The sequence below is a fragment of the Streptomyces albicerus genome (assembly GCF_008905045.1).
In the GTDB taxonomy this organism is placed as follows: domain Bacteria; phylum Actinomycetota; class Actinomycetes; order Streptomycetales; family Streptomycetaceae; genus Streptomyces; species Streptomyces albicerus.
Map to the genome: position 1 here is coordinate 122,243 of NZ_VWMY01000018.1, position 24,566 is coordinate 146,808.

Below are 24,566 nucleotides of genomic sequence, written 5' to 3' on the forward strand. Positions count from 1 at the left end.
GGGTGCCGGCACCCGCAAGAAGGCACCGGCACCCAAACTCCGCCGAACTGCCGGAGGCCTACGCGGCGTCCGACATGACCTGATCCCGCAGCCGGTTACAACACCGACTGATCAGCCGCGACACATGCATCTGCGAGATACCGAGCTGCTCGGCGATCCGGCTCTGCGTCATGTCGCCGAAGAACCGCATGTACAGGATGGCCCGTTCACGCTCGGGCAGAGCCTGGAGCCGCGGTTTGACCGCCTCGCGGTCGACGACGACGTCGAGCGCCGGATCGGCCGTGCCGAGCGCGTCGCTCAGTGAGTACCCGTCCTCGCTGCCGGGGAGTTCGGCGTCGAGCGAGAGGGCTGTGAAGCTCTCCAGGGCCTCCAGGCCGACGCGCACGTCCTCCTCGCTCATCTGCGCGTGCTCGGCGATCTCGGCGACCGTGGGCTGCCGGCCGGAGATGGTCTGGGACAGGTCCTGGCGGGCGAAGCGGACCCGGTTGCGCAGGTCCTGGACCCGGCGCGGTACGTGCAGGGTCCACATGTGGTCACGGAAGTGACGCTTGATCTCTCCGGTGACGGTCGGTACGGCGTAGCTCTCGAAGGCGTTGCCGCGCTCCGGGTCGTATCGGTCGACGGCCTTGACGAGGCCGAGCGCCGCGACCTGCCTCAGGTCCTCGTAGCTCTCGCCGCGGCTGCGGAAGCGGCCGGCGAGCCGCTCGGCCATGGGCAGCCAGGCCTCGATGATCTGCTCGCGGAGTGTGTCGCGCAGCTGGCCCGGAGGCAGGCCGGCCAGCCTGCGGAAGTCCTCCGCGGTGTCGGGGGCATCGTCGTGCGGGTGGTGCTTGGCGCTCGCGTGAGTTCGCATGGTTGCGTGCAACTCCCTTGAGTCGTGCCTTGGTTGGACGGTCAACCGTGGGAGCGCACCCAGAGCCGGACGGGCACACCCGTGGCGGGGGGATACACCGCTCCCACGGACGTGCCTCCTGTCCGAAGCACTGTTTCTTCGCCTGCCCCTCACCATGGGCGGCAAACACCCGCGGCCCTGCGCGGCAGACACCCGGGGCCTGACGCGCCAGGCGCCCGCGGCCCTGCCCGCCAGGCACTCGCGGCCTTACGCGGCAAGCTCCCGCGGGTTTTCCCGGACCCGCGTTTTCCCGGCCCGGCGAGGGTGACTCGGGCGGAGTACCGCCACCACCCGGGAGGTCCCGCATGAGCACCAAGGTCTCCGACCACGTCCTGAACCGCCTGCGCGAATGGGGCGTTGAACATGTGTTCGGTTATCCCGGCGACGGCATCAACGGTCTGCTCGCCGCCTGGGGCCGGGCCGAGGACCGGCCTCGCTTCATCCAGTCGCGGCACGAGGAGATGTCCGCGTTCGAGGCGGTCGGCTACGCGAAGTTCTCGGGCCGTATCGGCGTCTGCGCCGCGACCTCGGGCCCGGGCGCGATCCACCTGCTCAACGGCCTGTACGACGCCAAGCTCGACCATGTGCCGGTGCTCGCGATCGTCGGCCAGACGCACCGCAGCGCGATGGGCGGCTCCTATCAGCAGGAGGTCGACCTGCACACGCTGTTCAAGGACGTCTCATCCGACTTCGTGGAGACGGTGACGGTCCCCGAGCAGCTGCCCAACGTCCTGGACCGGGCGATCCGCACCGCGTACGCGCGCCGCGCCCCCACCACCGTGATCATCCCCGGCGACGTCCAGGACCTCGACTACTCCCCGCCCACCCACGAGTTCAAGATGGTCCCCTCCAGCCTGGACCGCAGCGCATGGACCGCGATCCCCTCGCAGGAGTCCCTGGAGCGGGCGGCCGAGGTCCTCAACTCCGGTGACAAGGCGGCGATCCTGGTCGGCCAGGGCGCGGCCGGCGCCCAGCCCGAGGTCGAGCGGATCGCCGAACTGCTCGGCGCGGGCGTCGCCAAGGCGCTGCTCGGCAAGGACGCCCTGAGCGACGAACTCCCTTACGTGACCGGAGCGATCGGCCTCCTTGGCACCCGGCCCTCGTACGAGCTGATGCGCGACTGCGACACGCTGCTGACCATCGGCTCCTCCTTCCCGTACACGCAGTTCCTGCCGGAGTTCGGGAAGGCGCGGGGCGTGCAGATCGACATCGATCCGCACATGGTCGGGATGCGCTATCCGTACGAGGTGAACCTCGTCGGCGACGCCAAGGCGACGCTGGAGCGGCTGATTCCGCTGCTGGACAAGGACCGCGGACGCGAGTGGTACGACACGGTGTGCGCGAACGTGACGCGCTGGCACGAGGTCATGGAGCGCCGGGCGGAGCTGTCGGCCGATCCGATCAACCCGGAGTACGTGGCACGGGTGCTCGATCCGCTGCTGCCCGGCAACGCGATCATCACGTCCGACTCCGGGTCGGCGGCGAACTGGTACGCGCGGCATCTGACGCACCGCTCAGGGATGCGCTCCTCGCTGTCGGGGACCCTCGCGACGATGGGCTGCGGGGTGCCGTACGCGATCGGCGCCAAGTTCGCGCATCCGAACAGGCCCGTGATCGCGCTCGTCGGGGACGGCGCCATGCAGATGAACGGGCTCGCGGAGATGATCACGGCGGCGAAGTACCGCGACCGCTGGGAGGACCCTCGGCTCGTCGTGGGCGTCTGGAACAACCACGACCTGAACCAGGTCACCTGGGAGATGCGCGCCATGGAGGGCGCCCCGGCGTTCCTGCCCTCGCAGGAGATCCCGGACGTGCCGTACGCCGCGTTCGCCCGCTCCCTCGGGCTGACCGGCATCCGCGTGGAGAAGCCGGAGGACGTCGAGGCGGGCTGGCGCGCGGGCCTGGACGCCGACGGTCCCGCGGTGATCGAGTTCCTCACCGACCCGGCCGTCCCGCCGGTGCCTCCGCACGCCACGTGGAAGCAACTGGAGGCCACCGCCGCGTCCGTCCTGAAGGGCGACCACGACCGCGGATCCATGGTCCGCCAGGGCTTCAAGGCCAAGATCCAGGAGTTCCTGCCGGGCAGCGACCGGTCCTGAGGCATCGCAGCGACCGGTCCTGGCGCATCAGCGACGCATCCGGCGCGCAACCGGAACGCATCCGGAACCTGGAACCCGGAAGAGGCACCTGGCGTACGGGTCCACGAGCAGGCCCCCGGCACATCCGTCCCGTGCCGGGGGCCAAGAGCGTCCCGTCAGTGGCTCAACGGGGTGGTTTCGGCCTCGTCGTGCCGCTGGGCGGGCGGAACCGGAAGCAGCCAGTCCTCCCAGTCGTCGTTCGGGAGCAGCCATTCCTCGTAGCGGCCGAGTGCCAGGACGACGCCGAGCATCAGGACCGGGATGATCACAGCGACTACCGCCATGGTCCTGTCCTTCCCCAGGGGATCACAGTGGGGGGCAAAGATCGGGTCTCCCCGTCGCGGGCGGACAAACCCCCAGTGCAGGCGCCGGTTGCAAACCCTCCGTGTCGATGTCCGGGGGGCGGGTACACGAGGGTCCACCCCCGAACATCTGGAGGGAGTCATGGAGCGAGGCAGCAACCGGCTCAGCGTCCACCGGGACGAGGAGATGAAGCACGAACTGCAGGGCCTGCTGAGGTCGGGTCATCCGACCCGGACGGAGGAGTGGCACGATCCGGAACCGACCGCGGACGACGATCCACCGGTCGCCGGCGGCCCGGTGGCTCCCGGCGCCGGCCGGGGATCCGTGGCGGCCGTCCGCCTCGAACTGGCGAAGTTCCTGGGGCGTACGTCGTTCCCGGCGGGCCCCCGCGATCTGGCCGGCCTCCTGCGGAACCGGTACGCGCCGGACTCGCTCGTCGAACCGCTGGAGCGGCTGCCGCACAAGGCGCGCTACGCCAACGCGCAGGAACTGGCCGAGGCCGTCGTGCGCTCCGCGGCAACCGGGTCCAGGGCACCCGAATAGCCCGAGCCGGACGCATAGCCCACCGTCTCAGGGGTACTGCGGGCGACGTCACGCCGACGTACCCGCACCCGGTCACCGGGGAACGCAGGAAAGGCACACAGCCATGGCTGTATTCGTGAGGGAAGTCATGACGCCAGGCGTCGTCTCGGTCCGCCCGGACGCCTCGCTCGTCGAAGCCGCGCAGCTCATGCGCGCCCAGGACATCGGTGATGTCCTGGTGACCGGTGGCGACGACATCATCGGCGTCCTGACCGACCGTGACATCGCGCTGCGCGCGGTCGCGGACGGTGCCGACCCGCTGACGGTGAGCGCCCAGGCGGTGTGCACGCCCAACCCGGTGGTGGTGAGCCCCGACGACGCGGTGACGGCCGCGGTCGAGCTGATGCGCGACCACGCCGTGCGCCGTCTGCCGGTCGTCGAGGACGGGCACGCGGTCGGCATGGTCAGCCTGGGCGACCTGGCCATCTCCGAGAACCCGGAGTCCGCCCTCGCGGAGATCAGCCGCGCCGCGCCGGACAACCGGCCCGGCGGTGCCCCCGCGTGACCTGGCGCGTCACCAGAAAGGACGTGAAAACTTCATGCGAATCGCGTTTCTGATGGCGCCGCAGGGCGTCGAGCAGATCGAACTCACCGACCCCTGGCACGCCGTCCACGACTCGGGGGCCGAACCCGTGCTGCTGTCGACGAAGCCGGGCCGGATCCAGGCGTTCCATCATCTCGACAAGGCGGACGTGTTCCCTGTGCAGCAGGTCGTCGGCGACGCCTCGGCCGACTCCTTCGCCGGTCTGGTGCTTCCCGGCGGCGTGGCCAATCCTGACGCGCTGCGCATGGACGAGCGGGCCGTGTCGTTCGTCCGCGACTTCTTCGAGCAGGGCCGTCCGGTCGCCGCGATCTGTCACGCCCCGTGGACGCTCGTCGAGGCCGACGTGGTCCGCGGCCGCACCCTCACCTCGTGGCCGAGCCTGCGTACGGACATCCGCAACGCGGGCGGCACCTGGGTCGACGAGCAGGTGGTGGTCTGCGAGGCCGCACCCGCGACGCTCATCACCAGCCGCAAGCCGGGCGACCTCAAGGCGTTCTGCGACGCCTTCCTGCCGGAATTCTGGAAGCGGCGGCACCACACGAAGCAGGGCTGAGCAAGGCGGCAAGGCTGAGCAAGGCCGAGGACGACGGAGCGAGGCTGAAGACGACGGCGCGAGGCTGACCCTGCCTCGCCGTGCAACGCAGGCCGCACGCCGCCCCTCCGGGCAGGCGCACGGCCGACGTCAGCGTTCTCGCCCTGCCGAGCGGGGTCGCTTCTTGCCGAGCGGAGTCGGCCGAGCGGGTCGGCACTTGCCGAGACTTGCCGCGCCGGTTCGGCCGAGGGCCGCAGCTGCTCACGTACGCACGCTCACGTGCTCGCGTTCGGCTGCCTCTCCCGTGCCCCCGCGCGCGTCCTGCCCAGGGCGACCGGGCGGCGGGGGTTCCTGCGCAGATACTCGCCCTCCAGTTCCGCCATGCGGACGTTGTGGGTGCGCAGTGCGTCGTTCGAGCCGTGCAGCAGCGTGTCGTGCCGGGTGCGGTGGATCGTCTCCAGCTCTTTCATCAGCTGCTGGTCGTCCAGGAGGCCCGGGTCGACTCCGGTCATGGTGGTACCCCGATCTCGTGTCCTTCGGTGCGGTACGGGTACCCGCCCGGTCAGCAATATCCCGAGCGGCATCCGGGAGGGAGCCATGGATCTCGCATTTCTCCATCCACTTTACGAACATCCCGGGCCCTGGGCCTCCGTGTACGCCGACACCTCCCGGCACACGGAGGACACGCCCCACGAGAGGTCACTGACGGCCCGGGCGGCGGCCACGGAGCTTGCCGGGCAGGGCGCGGACGAGTCGACCTGCGAGGCCGTCCGGGCCGCGCTGGAGGAACTGCGGCACTCCCCCGAGCCGCACGGCCGGGCCCTGTTCGCCACCGCCGGCGAGGTGGTGCTCGACCCGCCCCTGGCCGCGTCCCCGCGAGGCCTGTCCGTCCATTGGTCGGCGCTGCCCCACACCGCGCCGCTGCTCGACCTGGCCGGCGAGGACCCGCTCTGCGTGGTCGCCTACGTCGACCGCAAGGGCGCCGACTTCGAGCTGCGGGGCGCACGGAGCAGCGAGGACGCGGGCTCGGTGGCCGGGCGGCAGTGGCCCGTGCACCGGACCAGCAGCTCCGACTGGTCCGAGCGGCACTTCCAGCTCAAGGTCGAGAACACCTGGGAGCACAACGCCGCCGAGATCGCCGACGCACTCGCCGTGTGCCAGGAGGAGACCCGGGCCGACCTGCTGATCCTGGTCGGCGACGACCGTGAGCGGCGGGCCGTGCACGAACGGCTACCGCAGCGGCTGCACGACCTCGTGGTCGAGGCCCCGCACGGGCCCGGCAGCAGGCTGCTGGACCAGGACGTGGAGCGGGCCCGGGCGGAGCATGTGCACCGCAGGGCGGCCGAGGAACTGGAGCGGTTCATCGCGGCCCGGGCGCCGGACGCGGAAGGACACATAGGCGCCGTGGAGGGCGTGCCCGCGCTGGTCGAGGCGGCCCGGGAGCACCGGATCGACGAGCTGCTGATCCGCCCGGACGGACCCGACGCACACCGCGAGGTATGGGTCGGCGAAGCCCCGGACCAGCTGGCGGTACGCCGCACGGACGCCAAGCCACTCGGCGAACCGAACCCCTGGCCGGCCCGCGCGGACGACGCCCTCCTGCGCTCGGCGGTGACAACGGGCGCCCCCGCCCTGTCGGTAACGGCGGCCGGCCCCCAGGACACCCCGGCGGGCGGCTTGGGGGCACTGCTGCGCTGGGCATAGCGGGACCCCGGCCGGGCGACTCTGGCGCGCTGCTGCGCTGGGCTCAGGCTCGGCGTCCCGTCAGGCGGTCTGGCGGGCGCTGCTGCGCTGGGCACAGCCGCGCCCCGTAAGGGGCGCGGGGCTGTGACATATGCGGCTCCGCCGCGTGGGCGCGACCGGCCACGGCCGGCCCGCAGCCGCAATACGACCCTTCCTGCGAAGTGTCAGCGGGCCCGTTCCACCCTCCGCTCATCCCACACCGGCTCAGTAGTCTCCCGCACCCGCCCGTCGCTGCCGAACACCAGGTAGCGATCGAAGGACCGGGCGAACCAGCGGTCATGCGTGACCGCGACAACCGTGCCCTGGAAGGCCTCAAGCCCCTCCTGGAGGGCCTCGGCCGACTCCAGGTCGAGGTTGTCGGTGGGCTCGTCGAGAAGCAGCGCCGTACACCCCTCCAGCTCGAGCAGCAGGATCTGGAAGCGGGCCTGCTGCCCGCCGGACAGCCGGTCGAACCGCTGCTCGGCCTGCCCGGTCAGCTCGTAGCGCCGTAGCCGGGACATCGCGGCGCCACGGTCCTGGGCATGCTCGGTCCACAGGATGTCGAGCAGCGTGCGCCCCTCCAGTTCGGGGTGGGCGTGGGTCTGCGCGAAGTGGCCGGGCACGACGCGCGCGCCGAGCTTCCACTCCCCCTGGTGCGCGACGTCGCCACCCGCGAGGAGCCGCAGGAAGTGCGACTTGCCGGAGCCGTTCGAGCCGAGCACGGCGACCCGCTCACCGTAGAAGACCTCCAGGTCGAAGGGTTTCATCAGCCCGGTGAGCTCAAGTCCCTTGCAGGTGACGGCCCTTACGCCGGTCCGGCCGCCGTGCAGACGCATCGTGATGTCCTGCTCGCGCGGCGGCTCCGGCGGCGGTCCCGCCTCCTCGAACTTGCGCAGCCTGGTCTGCGCGGCCTGGTACCGCGAGGCCAGCTCATGGCTGATCGAGGCCGCCTGCCGCAGGTTGAGCACCAGCTTCTTCAGCTGGGCGTGCTTCTCGTCCCAGCGCCGCCGCAGCTCCTCGAAGCGCGCGAAGCGTTCACGGCGCGCCTCGTGGTACGTGGCGAAGCCACCGCCGTGCACCCAGGCGTCGGCCCCGGCGGGCCCCGGCTCCACGCTGACGATCTTCTCGGCGGAGCGGGCCAGCAGCTCCCGGTCGTGGGAGACGAACAGGACCGTCTTGCGGGTCTCCCGCAGCCGCTCCTCCAGCCAGCGCTTTCCGGGCACGTCGAGGTAGTTGTCCGGCTCGTCGAGCAGCAGCACCTCGTCGGAGCCGCGCAGCAGCGCCTCCAGTACGAGCCGCTTCTGCTCGCCGCCGGAGAGCGTCCGCACCTCCCGGAACTGCGCCTTCTCGTACGGCACCCCGAGCGCGGCCATGGTGCAGATGTCCCAGAGCGTCTCGGCCTCGTACCCCTGGACCTCCGCCCAGTCGGAGAGCGCCTGCGCGTACTGCATCTGGGCGGCCTCGTCGTCGACCGTCATGATGGCGTGCTCGGCGCGGTCGACGGCCTCGGCCGCCTCGCGGATCCGCGGCTGGGCGACCGACACGAGCAGGTCGCGCACGGTCGACTCGTCCCGCACCGACCCGACGAACTGGCGCATCACGCCGAGCCCGCCGCTCACCGTGACCGTGCCGCCGTGCGGCTTCAGCTCCCCCGAGATCAGCCGCAGCAGTGTCGTCTTCCCGGCGCCGTTGGGCCCCACCAGCGCGACCGCGGCCCCTTCGCCCACTCGGAAGGACACATCGCCGAGGAGCGCCCTCCCGTCGGGGAGGTAGTACTCGAGGTGCGCGGCTTCCAGATGTCCCATGGTTGCGCATTGTCCGGGGCGGGCGGGGCGCGCGGCAAACGGGTTATGCGACGCGCGCACGGCAAACGGACATGCGAGGTACGGGCCCGCCGGGGTACACGATGTTCCATGACCGCAGACGTAGACCTCACCATCGCCGAGCCCGGCCACGCCCTGCGCGACCGGCTGCTGGCCCTGGACTGCCGCCTCTTCGAGGCCGTCGCGGCCCGGCACTGGCCGGGCGCCCACCCACTCCTGCCGAGGCTGAGTCACAGCGCGAACCACGGGATGCTGTGGTTCGGCACGGCGGCGGCGCTCGTGGCGACACGCTCGCCGAAGGCCCGCCGCGCGGCCGTCCGCGGTGTCGCCTCGCTCGCGCTGGCCTCGGCCACCATCAACACGCTCGGCAAGCGCTCGATACGCCGCCCGCGCCCCCTACTGGACGCGGTACCGGTGATCCGGCAGCTGAAGCGGCAGCCGATCACCACCTCGTTCCCGTCGGGGCACTCGGCTTCGGCGGCGGCGTTCGCGACGGGCGTCGCCCTGGAGTCCCGTCCCCTGGGCACGGTGGTGGCTCCGGTGGCCGCCGCGGTGGCGCTGTCCCGTATCTACACGGGCGCGCACTTCCCGAGCGACGTGCTCGCCGGGGCGGCGCTCGGCGCGGGCGCGGCCTTCGCCGTACGCGGCCTGGTGCCGACCCGCGACCAGCTGCCGCCCCCGGGCCGCCCGCGCGCGGACGCGCCCGCGCTGCCGGACGGGGAGGGTCTGGTCCTCGTGGTCAACAGGAGGGCGGGCAACGCGGACCGCACCCGCGCCCTCGGCGACGCGCTGCCGCTCGCCGAGATCGTGGAGTGCGAACCGGCCGACCTGCGGGCCGAGTTGGAGAAGGCCGCGGCCCGCGCCGAGGTGCTGGGCGCGTGCGGCGGCGACGGTACGGTGAACGCGGCCGCCACGGTGGCCCTGCGCCACGGCCTGCCGCTCGCCGTGCTGCCCGGCGGCACGCTCAACCACTTCGCGCAGGACCTGGGCGTGGAGGACGTAGGCGACCTGAGCCGGGCCCTGCGGCAGGGCGATGCCATAAGGGTGGACGTGGGTCGCTTCTCCGCCGGTGACACGGAGGGCTACTTCCTCAACACGTGCAGCCTGGGTGTCTATCCGGAGCTGGTGCGCGAGCGGGACCGCTGGTCGAAGCGGATCGGCGGCTGGCCGGCCGGAGTGGTCGCGGCCCTGCGCGTACTGCGCGCCGACCGGCACCCGCTGCAGGCCGAACTCAGCGGCAAGGAACGCCCGTTGTGGCTTCTGTTCGCCGGGAACGGCATCTACCACCGCATGGGCCCGGTCCCCGCCCGCCGTTACGACCTCGCGGACGGCCGCCTGGACGTACGGGTGGTGCACGGGGGCCGCTTCCCGGCCGTACGCCTCTTCGCCGCGGCCGTCGCCGGGCCGCTGACCCGCTCCCCCGTGCACGCGGCGGTCCACGTCGGCGGGCTCCGTGTGGAGGGCGTCGAGCCCGGCACCCTGCTGGCGTACGACGGCGAGGTCACCACGGTGGAGGGCGAGGTGACCCTGCGGAAGCTGCCCGAGGCACTGACGGTCTACCGGCCGCTCAAGCACCGCTGATCACCTGTCAGTCCGCATCTCAAGACGCAGGTCTCACTATTCGACATGGCGGCGTACGGTGACACGTACCGCTCGCGGAGCAGTTCCGCAGGCCCGGTCGGGGTTACGAGGGATTGGGGACGCCATGTCGAAGGAGACCGCCGTCTACACGCACGGCCATCACGAGTCCGTGCTGCGCTCGCACACCTGGCGCACCGCTGCCAACTCGGCGGCCTACCTCCTCGACTCGCTGAAGCCCCACATGAGGATCCTGGACATCGGATGCGGCCCGGGGACCATCACCGCCGACCTCGCGGAACTGGTCCCGGACGGTCATGTCACCGCCGTCGACCACGCGCCGGGCATCCTGGACCAGGCCAGGGCCACGGCCGCCGAACGCGGCCTGGAGAACGTCGAGTTCGCGGTCGCGGACGTCCACGCGCTGGACTACCCGAACGACACCTTTAGCGTCGTCCACGCTCACCAGGTGCTGCAACACGTGAGCGACCCCGTGCAGGCCCTGCGCGAGATGTACCGGGTGACGAAACCGGGCGGCTTCGTGGCCGCCCGCGACGCGGACTACGCGGCGATGACCTGGTATCCGCTGTCCCGGGGCATGGACGACTGGCTGGACCTGTACCGCCGGGTGGCTCGCGCGAACGGCGGTGAGCCGGACGCCGGGCGGCGCCTCAAGTCCTGGGCGCTGCAAGCCGGTTTCGCCGACATCACCGCCTCGTCGAGCACCTGGTGCTACGCCACCGCCGAGGAGCGCGCCTGGTGGAGCGGCCTGTGGGCGGACCGCACGGTCGCCTCGGCGTACTCGGACCGCGCCACGGAAGGCGGCCACGCGACCGCGGAGCAACTGGGCGCGGTGGCGGAGGCATGGCGGGAGTGGGGGCGGCAGGAGGACGCCTGGTTCTCCGTTCTGCACGGGGAGATTCTCTGCCGGAAACCGGTCTGATTTCCCCGCTCCGGGAAACCCGGACTGCAGGAGGTATCACATTATGGTTCCCATCCTGCTGGTACTGCTTCTGGCGCTGATCCTGTTCGGCGCCGGATTCGCGGTGAAACTGCTCTGGTGGATTGCCCTGGTGGTTCTCGTCGTGTGGCTGCTGGGATTCCTGGTACGCGGAACGAGCGCGACCGGAACCAGGGGCCGCTGGTATCGCTGGTAGTCAAATTCCCCGGGAGATGGTTCTGCTCCCGGGGAATCCGTAGCTCTACCCGTAGCTCTACTCCCTGGGAAGTAGCGGCCCGAGCGGCCCGAGGTCCAGATTCAGGTCCTCGGGCCGCAGGCCGTAGCGGTCGCGCAGTTCGGCCATGCGGTCGTCGAGGAGCATCAGCGTGAGGCCGATCCGCTCCTCCTGATCCTCCGTCAACTCACCGGTGTCGAAGCGGCGCAGCGCCTGCCGCTCCATCAACTGCCGCAGCAGCTCGACCACGGTCAGCACGAGTTTGACCAGGTCCCGCTCCACGGTGTCCGGGTCGAGGTCCAGGCGGTTCTTCCCGGTCACTACAACTCCCTCCAGGGTGAGGGGACTTGTTCGTTCACTGAGCTGATGAGGGCGTTCAGATCGATGCGTACGAGATCGACGTCCGCGATCCGCAGCGTGAGGTCGCCGGTGATGACGACCCCGCCCGCGAGCAGCCGGTCGAGCAGGTCGACGAGGGCGACCTCCCGGCGTTCCACGACGGTCACGAGTCCTCCTCGCCGAACCCGCTGAACGAATAGGCAGCCCAAGGACCCGTGAGCTCGACCCGCAGTCCGGGCGCGTCGTCCTTGTGGCGGTCCACCAGTTCCACGAACTCCTCTGATTCAGAACGCGGCACGAGATAGGCGGCGTTCAGCACATTCCGGCCGGACGCGCGGGAAAGCGCCGCGTTCTGCGGCGCGTGGATCCGGGTGTCCTCCGCGTACCCGGAAAGGGTTTCGTGAAGCCGGCGCGCGAATTCCTCGGCGTGCTCCCATTTCTCCTCGTGTGCTCTGCGCCGGCTGCGCCGCTGTCGCAGATAGTCACGCCCTGTCGCGGCTTTCACATCGGTCGGCCGCGCTTCCTGAGCCGCTGAGGACTCCGTGATGTCCGCATAGACCTTCACGCCCCATTCCACCCGCCCCTCGAGCCGGTCGAGCGTCCGCAGGAACAGCTCCTCGCGCTGCTCCATCATCGTGCGCACGCCGCTGTCGTCCCGGAACACGGTGGCGAGCCGGAGCGGCAGCGGCGAGGTGACGACGGTCAGCGCGTCGATGACGTTCTGGTGGGCCCGCGCGGTCGCGGTGAGCCAGTCCAGGTCCTCCAGATGGGCCCGCAGCGGCTCCTCGGCGAAGTCCTCCTCGGGCACATGGCCGACCACGGCGACCAGGCCGTGGTGGACCAGTTGCTTGGGCGGCACTCCGGCGACGCCTGTCAGCTGGGCCGGCAGCGTCGTACCGAAGGGGCGGCAGACGGCGTAGACGTAGCGCAGACCACTCATCCCTGGGCTTCCTCCTCCGTGGGTTCGCGCGCGCGTGCAGGTTCGTGCTCACGCCCGCGTTCCAGTTCGGCGACGTGGGCGCGCAACTCGGCGTTCTCGCGGGTGAGTTGATCGCGGCTGGCGCGCGAGGACAGCTCCGGGTCGGACTCCCACCAGTCGATGCCCATCTCCTTCGCCTTGTCGACGGAGGCGACGATGAGCCGCAGCTTGATGGTGAGCAGCTCGATGTCGAGCAGGTTGATGCGGATGTCGCCCGCGATCACGATGCCCTTGTCCAGCACCCGTTCGAGGATGTCGGCGAGGTTGGCGCTGCCGTCGTGACCGTAGGGGTCGGGGAAGCGCTGGGCCGTGGTCATCGGCGGCTCCGGGGCTCCGCGGCCTCGGCCTCGATGTCGTCGTCCGCTTCCTCTTCCTCCATGTCGTTCTCTTCCACGTCGTCCTCTTCCTCGGCGTACGCGCCGTTCTCCTCGTCGTCGTACGCCTCCTCGTCCTCTTCCTCGTACTCGCCCTCCGGGATCTCCTCGTCCTCAGGGGCTTCCTCCTCGTCGCGCTCCTCCTCCGCGAGCGCGTCCTCGTGGCTGCGGACCACCTCGCCGTCGCGGATCTCACCGCGCCAGCCGTCGCTCGCCTCGCCCTTGAGGGTGATGAAGCGGGCGAAGTTCTTGAGGTCGAGGCGGGCGCGGCGGCCCTGGGCGCGCCACAGGTTGCCGGTCTTCTCGAACAGGCCCTTCGGGTAGTACTCGATGATCAGCAGGACGCGCGTGAGGTTGTCGGCGAGCGCATGGAAGGAGACGACGCCCTTCGTCGTGCCCTTGACGCCCTCGGACGTCCAGGAGATGCGGTCGTCGGGCACCTGGTCGGTGGTGTGCGCCTGCCAACTGCGCTTGGCCCAGAAGACCTTGAGTTTCCAGTCGGAATGCGTCACGTCCGCGCGGCCGACGCTCTTCACGCCCTTCGCGAAGGTGCTGAACTCCTGGTATTGGGACCACTGGTCGTAGGCCGTCCGCACCGGCACGCCGACGTCGACGTACTCGAGGATGACCGTGGGCCTATGGCCGGCGCCGGCCTTGCGCCTGCCCTTGCCGCGGCGCGCGGCGAGGTCCTTCAGGGCGCCGACCACGTTGTCCTTGGCGCGTCCGGCGCCCACTTCCAGGGCGGACCGCAGGGGTCCCTTGCCCTCGGCGAGTTTGCGGCCGCTGTCGAGGGCGAGGCGGGCGAGGCCGGGACTGCGGCCCTCCGCGATGTCGTTGAGCCGGACCGTGGTCTCGCCGAGCTTGTGGCCGACGCCGATGAGCAGCCGCTGGGCCTGGGCGGCCAGGTAGTCCTGGAGTTCGGCCTTGAGCCGGTCGGCGGCCGCGCTGCGGGCGACGTCGCCGAGCGGACCTCGTGTCGCGGTCCCGAGCGTGTCAGTCATCGCCGCCTCCCCTCGGCTGGCGGACGCGGCGGGCGGCACCGCGGGCCGCTGACCTCGCGGTGGCGGCGGTCCTCTCGGTGCCGGCGGCCGTCGTGGTGCCCGCGGTCTTCGCCGTGCCCACGGTCTTCTTCGCGCTCGCGGCCGCGGTCTTCTTCGCGGCGCCCGCGGTCCCCTTCGCGGCGGAGGCCTTGTTGCCGGGGGTCTTCTTGGCCGCCTTGGCCGCGCCGGGAGCCCTGGGCGCCGACTTCTTGGCCGGGGGCTCGGGGGCGGTTTTCTTCGCGTTCGCGGCCGCCTTCTTGCCCGCCTGCTTCTTGGCCGCGGCCTTCTTGGCGGTCTTGGCGGGAGGCTTCTCCTCGGGCTCGTCGCGGTCATCGGAGTCGTCCTCGAACTCGGCTTCGTCCGCGCCCCTTTCGTACTCCTCGCCGTTCTCTTCGTTTCCTTCGTTATCTTCGTTCTCGTCCTTCTCGTCTTCGAAGCGCGGCACGTCCGGCACATCCGGCGCGACACTCGCCAGCCGTTCGCGTACTTCTTCCGTACGGCCGTGCAGCCGGTTCGCCAGTGCGTCGACCTGGCGCTCGACGAGCGCTCCCGTCGCCGCCTTCCCGACACCGCGCAGGTCCTCGCGCAACTGGTCCCCGATCTCCTTGAACTGCGGGTTGTCCCGCAGCTGACCGGACACCAGCTCCGCGAGCGCCCGCGGGCTCAGCTGCGCCCGCCGGCCGGCCACCAAGGTGCCGACGGCGAAGGCGAGCTTCATCTTCTTCGTCCGTCCGAGGACGTATCCGGCCCCTACCGCGAGGCCAAGTCCCAGTCGACTCATCGTGTCGTCCCGTTGTTGCCCGTTCCGGTGCTCCTGCTCACGGCGATCTCCAGCCGGTCGAGGAGCTCGTCCTCCCGGCGGTCGAACTCCGCGTCGTCGATCTCGCCCGACTCGAGCCGCTGCTCGAGAAGGGCGAGTTCGGCGCGGACCACCGCCGGGTCGTAGTACTGGCGCTCGGCCTCGGCCAGTACCTCTTTTATGGCCCAGAGGCTGCCGCGCACGGGGGCGAACGGCAGCAGCAGGACCTCTCCGATCAGCCCCATGCCTTCTTCGACTCCTCGGTGTCAGTCCTCGGTCCGCGTCTCGGCGGGCGGGGACGGTCCCGGTTCGACGAAGCTGTAGGGCGGCAGCGGCCCGTTGACGCGCAGTTCGAGGTACGGGTGACTCTTGCGGACCTGTTCGACGGCGTTGATGAACACCTCGGCCGACTCGCGGTCCACCAGGAACGACACGTTGGCCAGCCAGCCGGTGGACTCGGGGCCCACGCTCACGGCGGCGGCGACGGGTTCCAGGACGTGCTGGATCTCGACGGCGTCCTCCGCCTCGCGGTTCTTCACGGCGGCCACCACGATCTCGCCGAGCCGCAGTCGCTGCTCGTAACTACCGCCTCCCGCCTGCCGGTTGGCCTCGGTGAGCGCACGGATCTCGGGGTTCTCGGCCATCACGCGGTGCAGTACGGCCTCTTCGTCGTGGCTGGCCTTGACGTTGTACTCGACCTTGCCGGCCAGCGCCTCGAGACGCTCCTTGAAGTGGTCGGCGCGCTCGGCGAGGACACCGGCCACGGCCGCGTCGTCCGGTGAGAGGCTGCCGAACCTCATCGGCAGCACAGGGCCGACCGCGCCCGTTTCCGCCAGTACGTTCTGGTGGGCGAGCAGGTCCCTGCGTTTGGGCCGCAGCCCCTCGGGGGCGTCGCTGACGACAGCGGCGAGTTCGCCCTCCTTGATGACGCGCACCGCTCGCGGCGGGTCGCCGACGCCGTCCACGCCTTCGGGAAGCTTGGGATGCGAGCCCGCGGTGATGCCGTACACATACGTGCTCACTCTTGCTCCTCCTTCCTGCGTGCCGTGGTGGACTTGCGGGGGCGCGGCCTGGATTCGGTCTGGCCTTCCTCGCGAGCCTGCTTGAAGGCGTCGGAGATGGTCTCGGCGGCGCCGGACAGCGCCCCCTTGGACTTGCCGCGCGCGCCGGACTCGGTGATCTCGCCGACCAGGTCGGGCAGGCCGGGGCTGCGGCGCGGTCCGGCCTCCAGGTCGAGCCGGTTGCACGCCTCGGCGAAGCGCAGGTAAGTGTCGACGCTGGCGATGACGACTCGGACGTCGATCTTCAGGATCTCGATACCGACGAGGGAGACCCGGATGAAGGCGTCGATGACGAGCCCCCTGTCGAGGACGAGTTCCAGGACGTCGTACAGGCCGCTGGTGCCGCCTCCGCCACCGGTGTGTTGTGCCGGGACAACGGTCATGCCGACCGTGCCTCCTTGTCTGTCACTTGTCTGTTGCGGGTGTGGGTGTCTGCGCGGGCGGGCGACCTACGGGCCGCCCGGCCTGTGTGGGTCGGTCCGCCCACGCTCATAGCGGCGGATGCGCCGGTAACCTGTGAGTTCGCCCTGCGGGTCGAGGCTCACCTCGTAGCTCGCGAGCAGGCTCATCGTGTCGGGGACCCTGGCCAGTTCCAGGACCTCGATCTCCAACGTCCAGCCGTCCTCGGTCTGTTCGAAGGACGTCACGGACTCGGCCGACATTCCGATGAGTTCGGTGAGCTGGACGCGCGCCCGGCTCAGTAGTTCCACGGAGCTTGGCTTGTTGTCCCCCGCGCCCGTCCGCCGCTGTGTCGATGACTTGCGTGTTTTCGGCTCGGGTGTGTTTGCTGAATCAGTCATAGGCCCCCTCGAACTCCGAGTGGCCCCAGGGCTTTTGGCCAAACCTCCGGGAGTATGTGCGTCAGCCGCGCAACGCGTTCAGCCGGCGCCGGGCGGGCCCCAGCGCCCGCCCGCGTCGCAGCAGCCCGGACCAGGGATCGGTTTCGGCCTGCTCGACGGCGTCGGCGATGGTCCAGCGGCGAGGGCCGAGCCCGGGGTCGTCGAGCTGGTCCCAGGCGATGGGCGTGGCGACCGGGGCGCCGGGCCTGGCGCGGACCGTGAAGGGGGCGACCGCGGTCTGGGCGTACGCGTTGCGCTGGACGTCCAGGTAGAGCCGGTCCCCGCGGTTCTTCTTGCGGGCGGCCGTGGTGAGCCGGTCGGGGTGCGCGTCGGTGAGCGTGTCGGCGACGTCATTGGCGAACTCGCGTACCTCGTCGAAGTCGTGGTGGCCGTTCAGCGGTACGACGATGTGCAGTCCGCGGGAGCCGGTGGTCATCAGGGCGGACGGCAGCCGGAGTTCGTCGAGGAGCTCGCCGAGCAGCCGGGCCGCCTCACGCACCGGCTCGAAGTCGTCGGCGGAGGGATCGAGGTCGAACACCAACCGGTCGGGCCGCTCGACGCCGCCGGCCGACGAGATCCGGGCCAGCCACCGATGCAACGTCAGACTGGCCTGGTCGGCGAGGTAGACGAGCGTCGCGGTGTCCTCGCACAGCGGGTGGACGACCGTGCCGCCCTCCTTGGGCACCTCGGCCCGCTGAATCCAGTCGGGGTCGTGGTCCTGGATGTTCTTCTGCATGAACTTGGGTCCGCCGAGCCCGTCCGGGTGCCGCTCCAGCATCAGCGGCCGCCCGCGCAGGTGCGGCAGCATGAAGGAGGCGACGGCCCGGTAGTACTCGACCAGGTCCGCCTTCGTGTACTCCTTCGCCCGCCCGTCGCCGGGGAACAGCACCTTGTCGGGCCGATGCACCTCGACGGTCCGCCGTCCCGCACGTACGGTCCGCATGGTCAGTCCTTCCCTGTGGTCATTCCTTCCGTAGGCCGCTCGCCGTCACCGCACGACCGCGTGCTCCACCAGCAGCTTCGCCGAGGCCGCGATCGACTCGGCGTCGATGCCGGCGGCGTGCAGCTGCTCGGCGGGCGTGCCCGAGCCGGGCATGGTGCGCACCCCGAGGCGGACCAGGCGGGGCGTGGGGCGGCCGTCGAGGAAGGCGTCCAGGACGGCGTCGCCGAGGCCGCCCTCCTCGTGGTGGTCCTCCACGGTGAGCAGGCAGCCGGTGTGCTCGGCGGCGTCGCGCAGGGTGCCGCGGTCGACGGGCTTGACGGAGTACAGGTCGATGACCTGCACGGAAATGCCGTCGGCGGCCAGCGTGTCCGCTGCTTTCAGTGCCTCGTGCACGGTCACTCCGGCGGCGACGACCGTCAGCCGGTCGTCCGGGGAGACCCGCAGCACCTTGCTGCCGCCGACCGGGAACTCCTCGTTCGGGCCGTACACGACCGGGGTTTCGCCGCGTGAGGTGCGCAGATAGCGGATGCCCTCGCAGCCCGCCATCGTGGCGACGAGCTTGGCGGTCTGGTTGGCGTCGCACGGGTACAGCACGGTCGAACCGTGCACCGCCCGGAACATCGCCAGGTCCTCCAGGCCCATCTGGGAGGGCCCGTCCTGGCCGATCGCGACGCCCGCGTGCGAGCCGACGAGGTTGATGCCGGCCCCGCTGACGGACGCCATGCGGACGAAGTCGTGGGCGCGTGTGAGGAACGCGGCGAAGGTCGAGACGTACGGCACCCAGCCACGGGTCGCGAGGCCGACGGCGGCCGCGACGAGCTGCTGCTCGGCGATGTAGCACTCGAAGAACCGGTCGGGGTGCTCCTTCGCGAAGAACTCGGCGCGCGTCGAGTCGCTCACCTCGCCGTCGAGGGCGACGACGTCTCCGCGGGCGGTGCCGAGCGCGGCGAGCGCCTGCCCGTAGGCGTTGCGGGTGGCGACCTTGTCGCCGGTCTCGTAACGCGGCAGGTCCAGGTGTCCGGCACGTACGGCGTGCAGCATCCGTGCGGCGGGCGGCTGCTGGACCTCGACGCGGATGTCGCGCGCCCCGCCGAGTTCCGCGACCGCCTCGGCGGGCTCGGGCAGCGGCTTGCCGTGCAGGCCCTCGCGGTCCTGAACGGACTCGACGCCCTTGCCCTTCAGGGTGCGGGCGAGGATCGCGGTCGGCTGCCCGACGGTGGAGACCGCCTCACCGTACGCACGGTCGACGGCGTCCACGTCATGTCCGTCGACCTCGACGGTGTGCCAGCCGAAGGCCTTGAAACGGCGGGTGTACGCGTCGAGGTCGTGGCCGTGCCGGGTCGGGCCGCGCTGGCCGAGGCGGTTGACGTCCACGATCGCGGTGAGGTTGTCCAGGTGCTCGTATCCGGCGTGCTCGGCCGCCTCCCACACGGAGCCCTCGGCCAGCTCGCTGTCCCCGCACAGCACCCACACCCGGTAGCCGACCCGGTCGAGCCGCTTGCCCGACAGTGCGATGCCCACACCGACGGGCAGCCCCTGCCCGAGCGATCCGGTGGCCGTCTCCACCCACGGCAGCCGGCGCGGCGTCGGATGCCCCTCGAGCCTGCTGCCGAACTTGCGGAACGTCATCAGCTCGGTGTCGTTGATCGCCCCGGCCGCCTTGTAGGCCGCGTACAGCAGCGGCGAGGCATGCCCCTTCGACAGTACGAAGCGGTCGTTGCCCGGATGAGCGGGCCGGGCGAAGTCATAACGGAGATGCCGGGCGAGCAGAACGGCCATGAGATCGGCGGCGGACATGGAGGAGGTGGGGTGTCCGGAGCCCGCGGCGGCGGCAGCGCGGACACTGTCCACGCGCAACTGCTGCCCCAACTCCGTGAGTTGACGGGTATTCATGTCTCTCCTTCCACGGTGCTGTCGGGGCCGGGGGCGGCCGGCTTGTCGGGGGCGGAGGCCGGCGGGCTGCCGGGAGCGCTAGACGCCGGGTCGTCGGGGTCCACGGCCGCCGGGCGGCCGGGGTCCGGGACCGCGGAGTCGTGAGACGTGGGTGCCGGACGGTTGCCCGGGTCGCGTACGGGAGAACCCTTGGGCGCGGCGGGCGCTCCGGCTGTTTCACGCGCCCCGGGTGCCCCGGGCCCGCCGGACTCGCCGGGCCCGCCCGAGCCGGAATCCGAGGAACCCCCGGCCCCGCCGGAAGCCCCTCGCCTCTCGTGTCCGCCCGCCACCCGGGCCAGCTCCGGTGAAGCCGTGTCCAGCGGTACCGACCAGGAGCGGACGAGGCCCAACTGCACGCCCTGGCGCGGGAGTACGGCGTCCAGGAACCAGTCGGCGGCGACCCGGACGCGGTTGCCGGGCATCGCGGCCAGGTGGTAACCGCGGGTGACGGCTCCGGCGAGCGGCCCGGACAGATGGACGCCGAGCGGATTGGCGGCCGCCTTCACCCCGCCGAGGTCGACGACGAAGCCCATGTCGCGGTGCCGGTAGACGCGGGGGTCGCCGATACCGAGCGAGGCGGCGACGTTGTGCCCCGCGGTCTTCCCCTGCCGCCAGGCGTGCTGGGCGGTCATCGGCGTGTACTGGCCGGGCCTCTCCAGGTCGGGCACGGCGGCCGCGTCCCCGCAGGCGAACACGTCAGGGCGGCCCGGCACCTGGAGGTTCGGCTCGACGAGCAGCCGACCGCGTTCCAGGGGCAGCCCGAGCGACTCGGCCAGCGGATCGGGCCGCACGCCGACGCACCAGACCAGAGTCCGGGTGTCGATGAACTCCCCGTCGCTGAGCAGCACTCCGTCCGGAGTTGCCTCCTTCACGGAGGTCTCGGTGCGCACCTCGACGCCACGCTGCCGCAGCACGTGATCGGCGGTGCGCGCGAGGCGCTCGTCCAGCTCGGGCAGCACCCGCGGCGCGATGTCGAGCAGCAGCCAACGGGGGCGCATGCCCACGCGAAGCGGCTGCTTGCGGACCAGCGCGTCAGTGAACAACTGCCCGTGCGCGGCCACTTCGGTGCCGGTGTAGCCCGCGCCGACGACCACGAAGGTGCAGCGTGCGGAGCAGGTTCCGGGGTCGTCGGCGGCCGCGGCGAGCTCCACCTGCCGCGTCACGTGGTCGCGCAGGTACAGCGCCTCGGGCAGCCCCCGGAAGCCGTGTGCGTGCTCGGCCACTCCGGGGATGGGCAACAGCTTGTTGACACTGCCGGCGGCGAGCACGAGACGGTCGTACGACATGGTGCCGCCACCGCCCTCGGGGTCGCTGTAGTGCACGGTCTGCGCTTCGAGGTCGATCCCGTCCGCCTCGCCGAGCACCAGCCGTACGCGCGGCAGGGTGCCTGCCAGCGAGACGGTGACGCGGCGTGGTTCCAGGACACCGGCGGCTACCTGAGGCAGCAGGGGCAGATACAGAAAGTAGTCCGTCGGGTTCAGCAGGACGATGTCGGCCTTGTTCCGGGCCAGCCGGGACAGCGTGCGTGCCGTCCGGTACCCGGCGAATCCTGCGCCGACGATCACGACGCGGGGTCGGCTCATGGTTCGCCTCCGGCGGGGTCGCTCGTACGGGGCTTTCCGCGTCCCCCTGCCCAGGGTGCCCAAACGTCGCCGTCCCCGCTCGACGGCGTTTCGCGCCGGGCGCCGGGGATACCCGCAGAACGGTCCCGACCAGGCCCGTCACGGAGGTATCGGCATGCCCGAGTACGGCTATTTCCTGTCCACCGAGGAGTTCGGCCCGGCGGACCTCGTCGAGCAGGCCCGGATGGCCGAGCAGGCCGGATTCCAGTCGCTGTGGATCTCGGACCACTACCACCCGTGGAACGACGCACAGGGCCAGAGCCCCTTCGTCTGGTCGGTGATCGGCGCCCTGTCGAACGCCGTGTCCCTGCCGATCGCCACCGCGGTGACCTGCCCGACCGTACGGATCCACCCGGCGGTGGTGGCGCAGGCCGCGGCGACCAGCGCGGTGATGACCAACGGCCGCTTCCGGCTCGGTGTCGGCACCGGCGAGGCCCTGAACGAACACATCCTCGGCGATGCCTGGCCGCCCGCCCACGTCCGCCTGGAAATGCTGGAGGAGGCCATCCAGGTGATGCGCCACCTCTTCACCGGCGAGGAGGTCAACCACGCCGGCGCCCACTACACGGTGGAGAACGCCCGCCTCTACACGGTCCCCGAGGAGCCCGTACCGATCGACATCTCGGGTTTCGGACCGGCGGCCACGGCGCTGGCGGCCCGTGTCGGCGACGGCTACATCACGATGATGCCGGACGAGTCGATGGTGGAGCAGTTCCGCAAGGGCGGCGGGGGCGCCAAGCCGGTCAGCGGCGGTACGAAGGTCTGCTACGGCCCGGACCGCGACGAGGCCGTGTCCACGGTCCGCCGCCTGTGGTCCAACCAGCTGCTGCCGGGTGAGATGGGCCAGGTCCTCCCCTCACCGAAGCACTTCGAGCAGCTGGAGCCGCTGATCACGGAGGAGATGGTCGGCCGGAACACGGTGTGCGGGGACGCCGTCGACGAGCACGTCGCCGCACTGGCCGCCTTCGCCGAGGCGGGCTTCGACCATGTCTACGTCAACCAGATCGGCCCCGACCAGCGCGGCTTCTTCGATTTCTACCGCACGAAGGTGCTTCCGCAGCTTCAGGAGGGGGTCCGCTGACTCAGCGGACACGGAGACTGCGGACACGGAGACTCAGGAGACGGAGACTCAGCGGATGCGCTTCCGCCGCGGACTGGACTCAGTGGGACTCAGTGGGTGCGTTTCCGCCGCGCGGCCAGCGCGAGCGCGCCGCCCACGGCCCCGCCCACAGCCAGCCCCCTTCCGACCCGCCCCCGATTCCGCGACACCCACTCCTGCCGGCTGTCCGACAGTGCCTCGTCGTCGAAGCGCCCGTGCGCGCCGAAGTCACGGCCGTGGGGTCCGTCAGCCGGCGACCACAGGTTGCCGTGGAGGTGATGGTCGCCCTCGGCGCGCTGGGCGTCGAACGCCGTGCGGGCGAGATAGCGGTCCAGCAGACCGGGCGCGACGGCATTGGCCAGCATCGTGGCCGTGGTCGAGCCGCCGACCCAGTACTCGCGACGCCGGGGGTGCCCGGCCGCGTGCACGATCGCGCGGGCGGCGAGCTCCGGCTGGTAGATGGGCGCGACGGGCCGGGCACGGCCCGCCATCCGGCTCAACACCCAGTCGAACTGCGGGGTGTTGACGGCAGGCAGCTGCACCATGGTCGTACGCACCCTGGACCCCTCGTGCAACAACTCGCAGCGCAGCGACTCGTTGAAGCCCTGGATCGCGTGCTTGGCGCCGCAGTACGCGGACTGCAGCGGAATCCCCCGGTACGCGAGCGCCGAGCCGACCTGCACGATCGCACCCCGGTTACGCGGCTGCATGTGCCGCAGCGCCGCCCTCGTGCCGAACACATAGCCCAGGTACGTCACTTCGGTGACCCGGCGGAACTCGTCGGGCGTGATCTCGGTGAACGGCGCGAAGACCCCGGCGAATGCGTTGTTGACCCAGACGTCGATCCGTCCGAACGCGTCGACGACCTGCTGGGCGGCGTCCTCGACGGCCTTCGCATCGGCGACGTCCACGGAGACGACGAGCGCCTCACCACCGGCGCGCTGCACCTCGTCCGCCGCCGCGGCCAGTCCGTCGCGGCCCCGGGCGAGCAGGGCGACCCGGTCGCCACGGGCGGCGAAGGCCCGGGCCGTGGCCCGGCCGACGCCGCCGCTTGCCCCGGTCACCACGACGGCCCTGCGGCGCGACACGGCTCACCGGGCCCGGTGGTGCGGTGCTTCGGGATCCGTCGGCCCGCCGGTGCCGGGCACCGGGGGCGCGCCCGCTCCGGGCGCCCCGGTCGCTCCGCCCACGCCGCCGGGCGCGACGGGCGGCACCGGCGGATAGGTGGCGGTCCCGGCGAGCCCGCCGGGCGGCGCCCCGGGCATCGTGCCGCCGACGGCACGCTCTCCCTGCGCCTCGGCGATCCGCTCCGGCGTGGGCCGGGACGCCGACGGCTTCGCCGCGTTGCGCAGCGCGTAGGCCAGTACGCCGAGGACGGCGGCGGTGATCAGCGCGGCGGCCCAGTCGGGCAGGCCGAGCGCCAGGGCGAGACCGAGGGTGAGCGCGAGGGCCGCGCCCGCGTACAGGGCGACGGCGCCGGACGCGGCGTACAGCGCGGCCGTACGGCGCTGCTTGCGGGTCTGCTCCCGCAGTTCGTCGCGTACGGCCTCGCGGGCCACCTGCGCCAGCTCGTCGACCAGGTGCTTGTCCAGATGTTCCAGGTGATCGATGCGGTCCATGGCGGCCGGGTACCCGCGCCCGTTGGCACGTAACGCCGACCGCGGCGGGCTGGCCACCGCGGTGAAGGCCGCCGAAGCCATCGCACCGACACGGCCCCACCCGGGCACCGACACGGCGCTCAAGAACATCGCCGTGGGACCCGTCGCGGCCGTCATCGACCGCACCCGTGACGCCGTACGCAAGGCCTTGGGCTGACCGCACGCCGAATGCGAAACGATCTCGTCCAAACGATCTCGTCCTCGGCCGACCCCAACTAGGCTCGTCCGCATGGACATTCTGGGAGCCACGCTGCGCATCTGCGTCGACGACCTGGAGACTGCGGTCCCCTTCTACGAGAAGCTGGCGGGCGGACCGGCGCTCCGCTTCGAACGCGGCGGCGTGTCCGTCGCCGCGGTCGGCTGCTTCCTGCTGATGAGCGGACCGCAGTCGGAACTGGAGGTGCTGCGCAAGGTCTCGGCGACCATCGCAGTGAAGGACGTCGACGAAGCCCACCAAGTACTGACCGACTCGGGCGCCCACGTCCTCGCGGGCCCGGTCACCACCCCCGTCGGCCGCAACCTGATCGCGATGCACCCGGACGGCTACGTGTACGAGTACGTGGACCGCCGCGCGACGGAGTAGCTCCGCAGG

The 24,566-nt window shown here is 71.3% G+C and carries 29 protein-coding genes and 1 pseudogene; 11 read left to right on the forward strand and 19 right to left on the reverse strand.

The genetic code is table 11. From position 1 onward, the window contains the following. Positions 1–58 precede the first annotated feature (58 nt). Positions 59–853 (reverse strand): RNA polymerase sigma factor SigF, encoded by a 795-nt coding sequence (locus GAS53_RS17910; protein WP_151478612.1) that lies wholly within the window; start codon positions 851–853, stop codon positions 59–61. Between the two features lie 344 nt (positions 854–1,197). Between GAS53_RS17910 and GAS53_RS17915 the strand changes: the two genes are divergently transcribed. Further along, positions 1,198–2,991, forward strand: a complete 1,794-nt coding sequence (locus GAS53_RS17915; RefSeq protein ID WP_151478613.1) for a thiamine pyrophosphate-requiring protein — start codon at positions 1,198–1,200, stop codon at positions 2,989–2,991. Between the two features lie 155 nt (positions 2,992–3,146). Here the strand turns inward: GAS53_RS17915 and GAS53_RS55200 are convergent, their stop codons facing one another. After that, positions 3,147–3,314 carry a hypothetical protein gene (locus GAS53_RS55200; RefSeq protein ID WP_192583155.1) on the reverse strand — a complete coding sequence of 56 codons (168 nt, stop codon included), beginning with the start codon at positions 3,312–3,314 and terminating at the stop codon, positions 3,147–3,149. A 160-nt stretch (positions 3,315–3,474) separates the two neighbouring features. On the opposite strand from GAS53_RS55200, the gene GAS53_RS17920 reads away from it, so the two are divergent. The 3 genes from GAS53_RS17920 (at position 3,475) to GAS53_RS17930 (ending at position 5,012) form a co-directional block, all read left to right on the forward strand. Further along, complete coding sequence (locus GAS53_RS17920; protein ID WP_151478614.1) at positions 3,475–3,876, forward strand: DUF2795 domain-containing protein; 402 nt, start codon at positions 3,475–3,477, stop codon at positions 3,874–3,876. Between the two features lie 103 nt (positions 3,877–3,979). Beyond that, on the forward strand, positions 3,980–4,420 hold the full coding sequence (locus GAS53_RS17925) for a CBS domain-containing protein (protein ID WP_151478615.1): 441 nt from the start codon (positions 3,980–3,982) through the stop codon (positions 4,418–4,420). A gap of 34 nt (positions 4,421–4,454) precedes the next feature. Next, positions 4,455–5,012 carry a type 1 glutamine amidotransferase domain-containing protein gene (locus tag GAS53_RS17930; RefSeq protein ID WP_151478616.1) on the forward strand — a complete coding sequence of 186 codons (558 nt, stop codon included), beginning with the start codon at positions 4,455–4,457 and terminating at the stop codon, positions 5,010–5,012. A 254-nt stretch (positions 5,013–5,266) separates the two neighbouring features. Here the strand turns inward: GAS53_RS17930 and GAS53_RS17935 are convergent, their stop codons facing one another. Then, the gene (locus GAS53_RS17935) at positions 5,267–5,503 is read right to left on the reverse strand and encodes a DUF6158 family protein (protein ID WP_404829248.1); all 237 of its coding nucleotides are present in this window, start codon (positions 5,501–5,503) and stop codon (positions 5,267–5,269) included. 85 nt (positions 5,504–5,588) lie between these two features. On the opposite strand from GAS53_RS17935, the gene GAS53_RS17940 reads away from it, so the two are divergent. Next, positions 5,589–6,695, forward strand: coding sequence for a baeRF2 domain-containing protein (locus tag GAS53_RS17940; protein ID WP_151478617.1), 1,107 nt, complete (start codon positions 5,589–5,591; stop codon positions 6,693–6,695). A gap of 203 nt (positions 6,696–6,898) precedes the next feature. Here GAS53_RS17940 and GAS53_RS17945 read toward each other — a convergent pair whose 3' ends face one another. Continuing rightward, complete coding sequence (locus tag GAS53_RS17945; protein ID WP_151478618.1) at positions 6,899–8,518, reverse strand: ABC-F family ATP-binding cassette domain-containing protein; 1,620 nt, start codon at positions 8,516–8,518, stop codon at positions 6,899–6,901. Positions 8,519–8,626: 108 nt separating this feature from the next. Between GAS53_RS17945 and GAS53_RS17950 the strand changes: the two genes are divergently transcribed. The 3 genes from GAS53_RS17950 (at position 8,627) to GAS53_RS17960 (ending at position 11,271) form a co-directional block, all read left to right on the forward strand. Next, positions 8,627–10,117: a bifunctional phosphatase PAP2/diacylglycerol kinase family protein gene (locus GAS53_RS17950; protein WP_151478619.1), complete on the forward strand. Its 1,491-nt coding sequence runs from the start codon at positions 8,627–8,629 to the stop codon at positions 10,115–10,117. A gap of 124 nt (positions 10,118–10,241) precedes the next feature. Further along, complete coding sequence (locus GAS53_RS17955) at positions 10,242–11,057, forward strand: class I SAM-dependent methyltransferase (RefSeq protein ID WP_151478620.1); 816 nt, start codon at positions 10,242–10,244, stop codon at positions 11,055–11,057. Between the two features lie 43 nt (positions 11,058–11,100). Then, positions 11,101–11,271, forward strand: coding sequence for a hydrophobic protein (locus tag GAS53_RS17960; RefSeq protein WP_151478621.1), 171 nt, complete (start codon positions 11,101–11,103; stop codon positions 11,269–11,271). A 57-nt stretch (positions 11,272–11,328) separates the two neighbouring features. Here GAS53_RS17960 and GAS53_RS17965 read toward each other — a convergent pair whose 3' ends face one another. The 13 genes from GAS53_RS17965 to GAS53_RS18025 form a co-directional block, all read right to left on the reverse strand. Next, positions 11,329–11,610: a gas vesicle protein K gene (locus tag GAS53_RS17965; protein ID WP_151478622.1), complete on the reverse strand. Its 282-nt coding sequence runs from the start codon at positions 11,608–11,610 to the stop codon at positions 11,329–11,331. Next, positions 11,610–11,795 carry a gas vesicle protein gene (locus tag GAS53_RS17970; RefSeq protein WP_151478623.1) on the reverse strand — a complete coding sequence of 62 codons (186 nt, stop codon included), beginning with the start codon at positions 11,793–11,795 and terminating at the stop codon, positions 11,610–11,612. The genes GAS53_RS17965 and GAS53_RS17970 overlap by 1 nt, the downstream gene beginning before the upstream one ends. Continuing rightward, positions 11,792–12,568 (reverse strand): GvpL/GvpF family gas vesicle protein, encoded by a 777-nt coding sequence (locus GAS53_RS17975; RefSeq protein ID WP_151478624.1) that lies wholly within the window; start codon positions 12,566–12,568, stop codon positions 11,792–11,794. Before GAS53_RS17975 ends, GAS53_RS17970 begins: the two co-directional genes overlap by 4 nt. Next, entirely contained in the window at positions 12,565–12,924 is a 360-nt protein-coding gene (locus GAS53_RS17980; protein ID WP_151478625.1) for a gas vesicle protein, read from the reverse strand. The genes GAS53_RS17975 and GAS53_RS17980 overlap by 4 nt, the downstream gene beginning before the upstream one ends. Continuing rightward, positions 12,921–13,982, reverse strand: coding sequence for an SRPBCC family protein (locus GAS53_RS17985; RefSeq protein WP_151478626.1), 1,062 nt, complete (start codon positions 13,980–13,982; stop codon positions 12,921–12,923). Before GAS53_RS17985 ends, GAS53_RS17980 begins: the two co-directional genes overlap by 4 nt. Further along, on the reverse strand, positions 13,975–14,802 hold the full coding sequence (locus tag GAS53_RS17990) for a DNA primase (protein WP_151478627.1): 828 nt from the start codon (positions 14,800–14,802) through the stop codon (positions 13,975–13,977). Before GAS53_RS17990 ends, GAS53_RS17985 begins: the two co-directional genes overlap by 8 nt. Further along, positions 14,799–15,065 (reverse strand): gas vesicle protein GvpG, encoded by a 267-nt coding sequence (locus GAS53_RS17995; protein WP_151478628.1) that lies wholly within the window; start codon positions 15,063–15,065, stop codon positions 14,799–14,801. The genes GAS53_RS17990 and GAS53_RS17995 overlap by 4 nt, the downstream gene beginning before the upstream one ends. A 21-nt stretch (positions 15,066–15,086) precedes the next feature. Beyond that, on the reverse strand, positions 15,087–15,842 hold the full coding sequence (locus GAS53_RS18000; protein WP_151478629.1) for a GvpL/GvpF family gas vesicle protein: 756 nt from the start codon (positions 15,840–15,842) through the stop codon (positions 15,087–15,089). Beyond that, entirely contained in the window at positions 15,839–16,264 is a 426-nt protein-coding gene (locus tag GAS53_RS18005; protein WP_151478630.1) for a gas vesicle structural protein GvpA, read from the reverse strand. The genes GAS53_RS18000 and GAS53_RS18005 overlap by 4 nt, the downstream gene beginning before the upstream one ends. Before the next feature lie 66 nt (positions 16,265–16,330). Further along, positions 16,331–16,681, reverse strand: a complete 351-nt coding sequence (locus tag GAS53_RS18010; protein WP_151478631.1) for a gas vesicle protein GvpO — start codon at positions 16,679–16,681, stop codon at positions 16,331–16,333. A 61-nt stretch (positions 16,682–16,742) separates the two neighbouring features. Then, positions 16,743–17,663 carry a non-homologous end-joining DNA ligase gene (ligD, locus tag GAS53_RS18015; RefSeq protein ID WP_151478632.1) on the reverse strand — a complete coding sequence of 307 codons (921 nt, stop codon included), beginning with the start codon at positions 17,661–17,663 and terminating at the stop codon, positions 16,743–16,745. A gap of 45 nt (positions 17,664–17,708) precedes the next feature. Beyond that, the gene (locus GAS53_RS18020) at positions 17,709–19,556 is read right to left on the reverse strand and encodes a transketolase (protein ID WP_151478633.1); all 1,848 of its coding nucleotides are present in this window, start codon (positions 19,554–19,556) and stop codon (positions 17,709–17,711) included. Beyond that, positions 19,553–21,178, reverse strand: a complete 1,626-nt coding sequence (locus tag GAS53_RS18025) for an NAD(P)/FAD-dependent oxidoreductase (RefSeq protein WP_225858967.1) — start codon at positions 21,176–21,178, stop codon at positions 19,553–19,555. The genes GAS53_RS18020 and GAS53_RS18025 overlap by 4 nt, the downstream gene beginning before the upstream one ends. Positions 21,179–21,332: 154 nt before the next feature. Here GAS53_RS18025 and GAS53_RS18030 point away from each other — a divergent pair, with 154 nt between their 5' ends. Continuing rightward, complete coding sequence (locus tag GAS53_RS18030) at positions 21,333–22,298, forward strand: LLM class F420-dependent oxidoreductase (RefSeq protein ID WP_151478634.1); 966 nt, start codon at positions 21,333–21,335, stop codon at positions 22,296–22,298. An 89-nt stretch (positions 22,299–22,387) separates the two neighbouring features. Here the strand turns inward: GAS53_RS18030 and GAS53_RS18035 are convergent, their stop codons facing one another. Together GAS53_RS18035 and GAS53_RS18040 are read right to left on the reverse strand one after the other, a co-directional pair. Further along, positions 22,388–23,404 carry an SDR family oxidoreductase gene (locus GAS53_RS18035; RefSeq protein ID WP_151478635.1) on the reverse strand — a complete coding sequence of 339 codons (1,017 nt, stop codon included), beginning with the start codon at positions 23,402–23,404 and terminating at the stop codon, positions 22,388–22,390. A gap of 3 nt (positions 23,405–23,407) precedes the next feature. Beyond that, positions 23,408–23,935, reverse strand: coding sequence for a phage holin family protein (locus tag GAS53_RS18040; protein WP_151478636.1), 528 nt, complete (start codon positions 23,933–23,935; stop codon positions 23,408–23,410). A 49-nt stretch (positions 23,936–23,984) separates the two neighbouring features. Between GAS53_RS18040 and GAS53_RS18045 the strand changes: the two are divergent. Together GAS53_RS18045 and GAS53_RS18050 are read left to right on the forward strand one after the other, a co-directional pair. Next, positions 23,985–24,131, forward strand: a pseudogene (locus tag GAS53_RS18045) (hemerythrin domain-containing protein); the annotation flags it as partial. 72 nt (positions 24,132–24,203) lie between these two features. Further along, a complete protein-coding gene (locus GAS53_RS18050; protein ID WP_151478637.1) occupies positions 24,204–24,557 on the forward strand; it encodes a VOC family protein in 354 nt (117 codons plus the stop codon). The last annotated feature ends 9 nt before the right edge of the window (positions 24,558–24,566 follow it).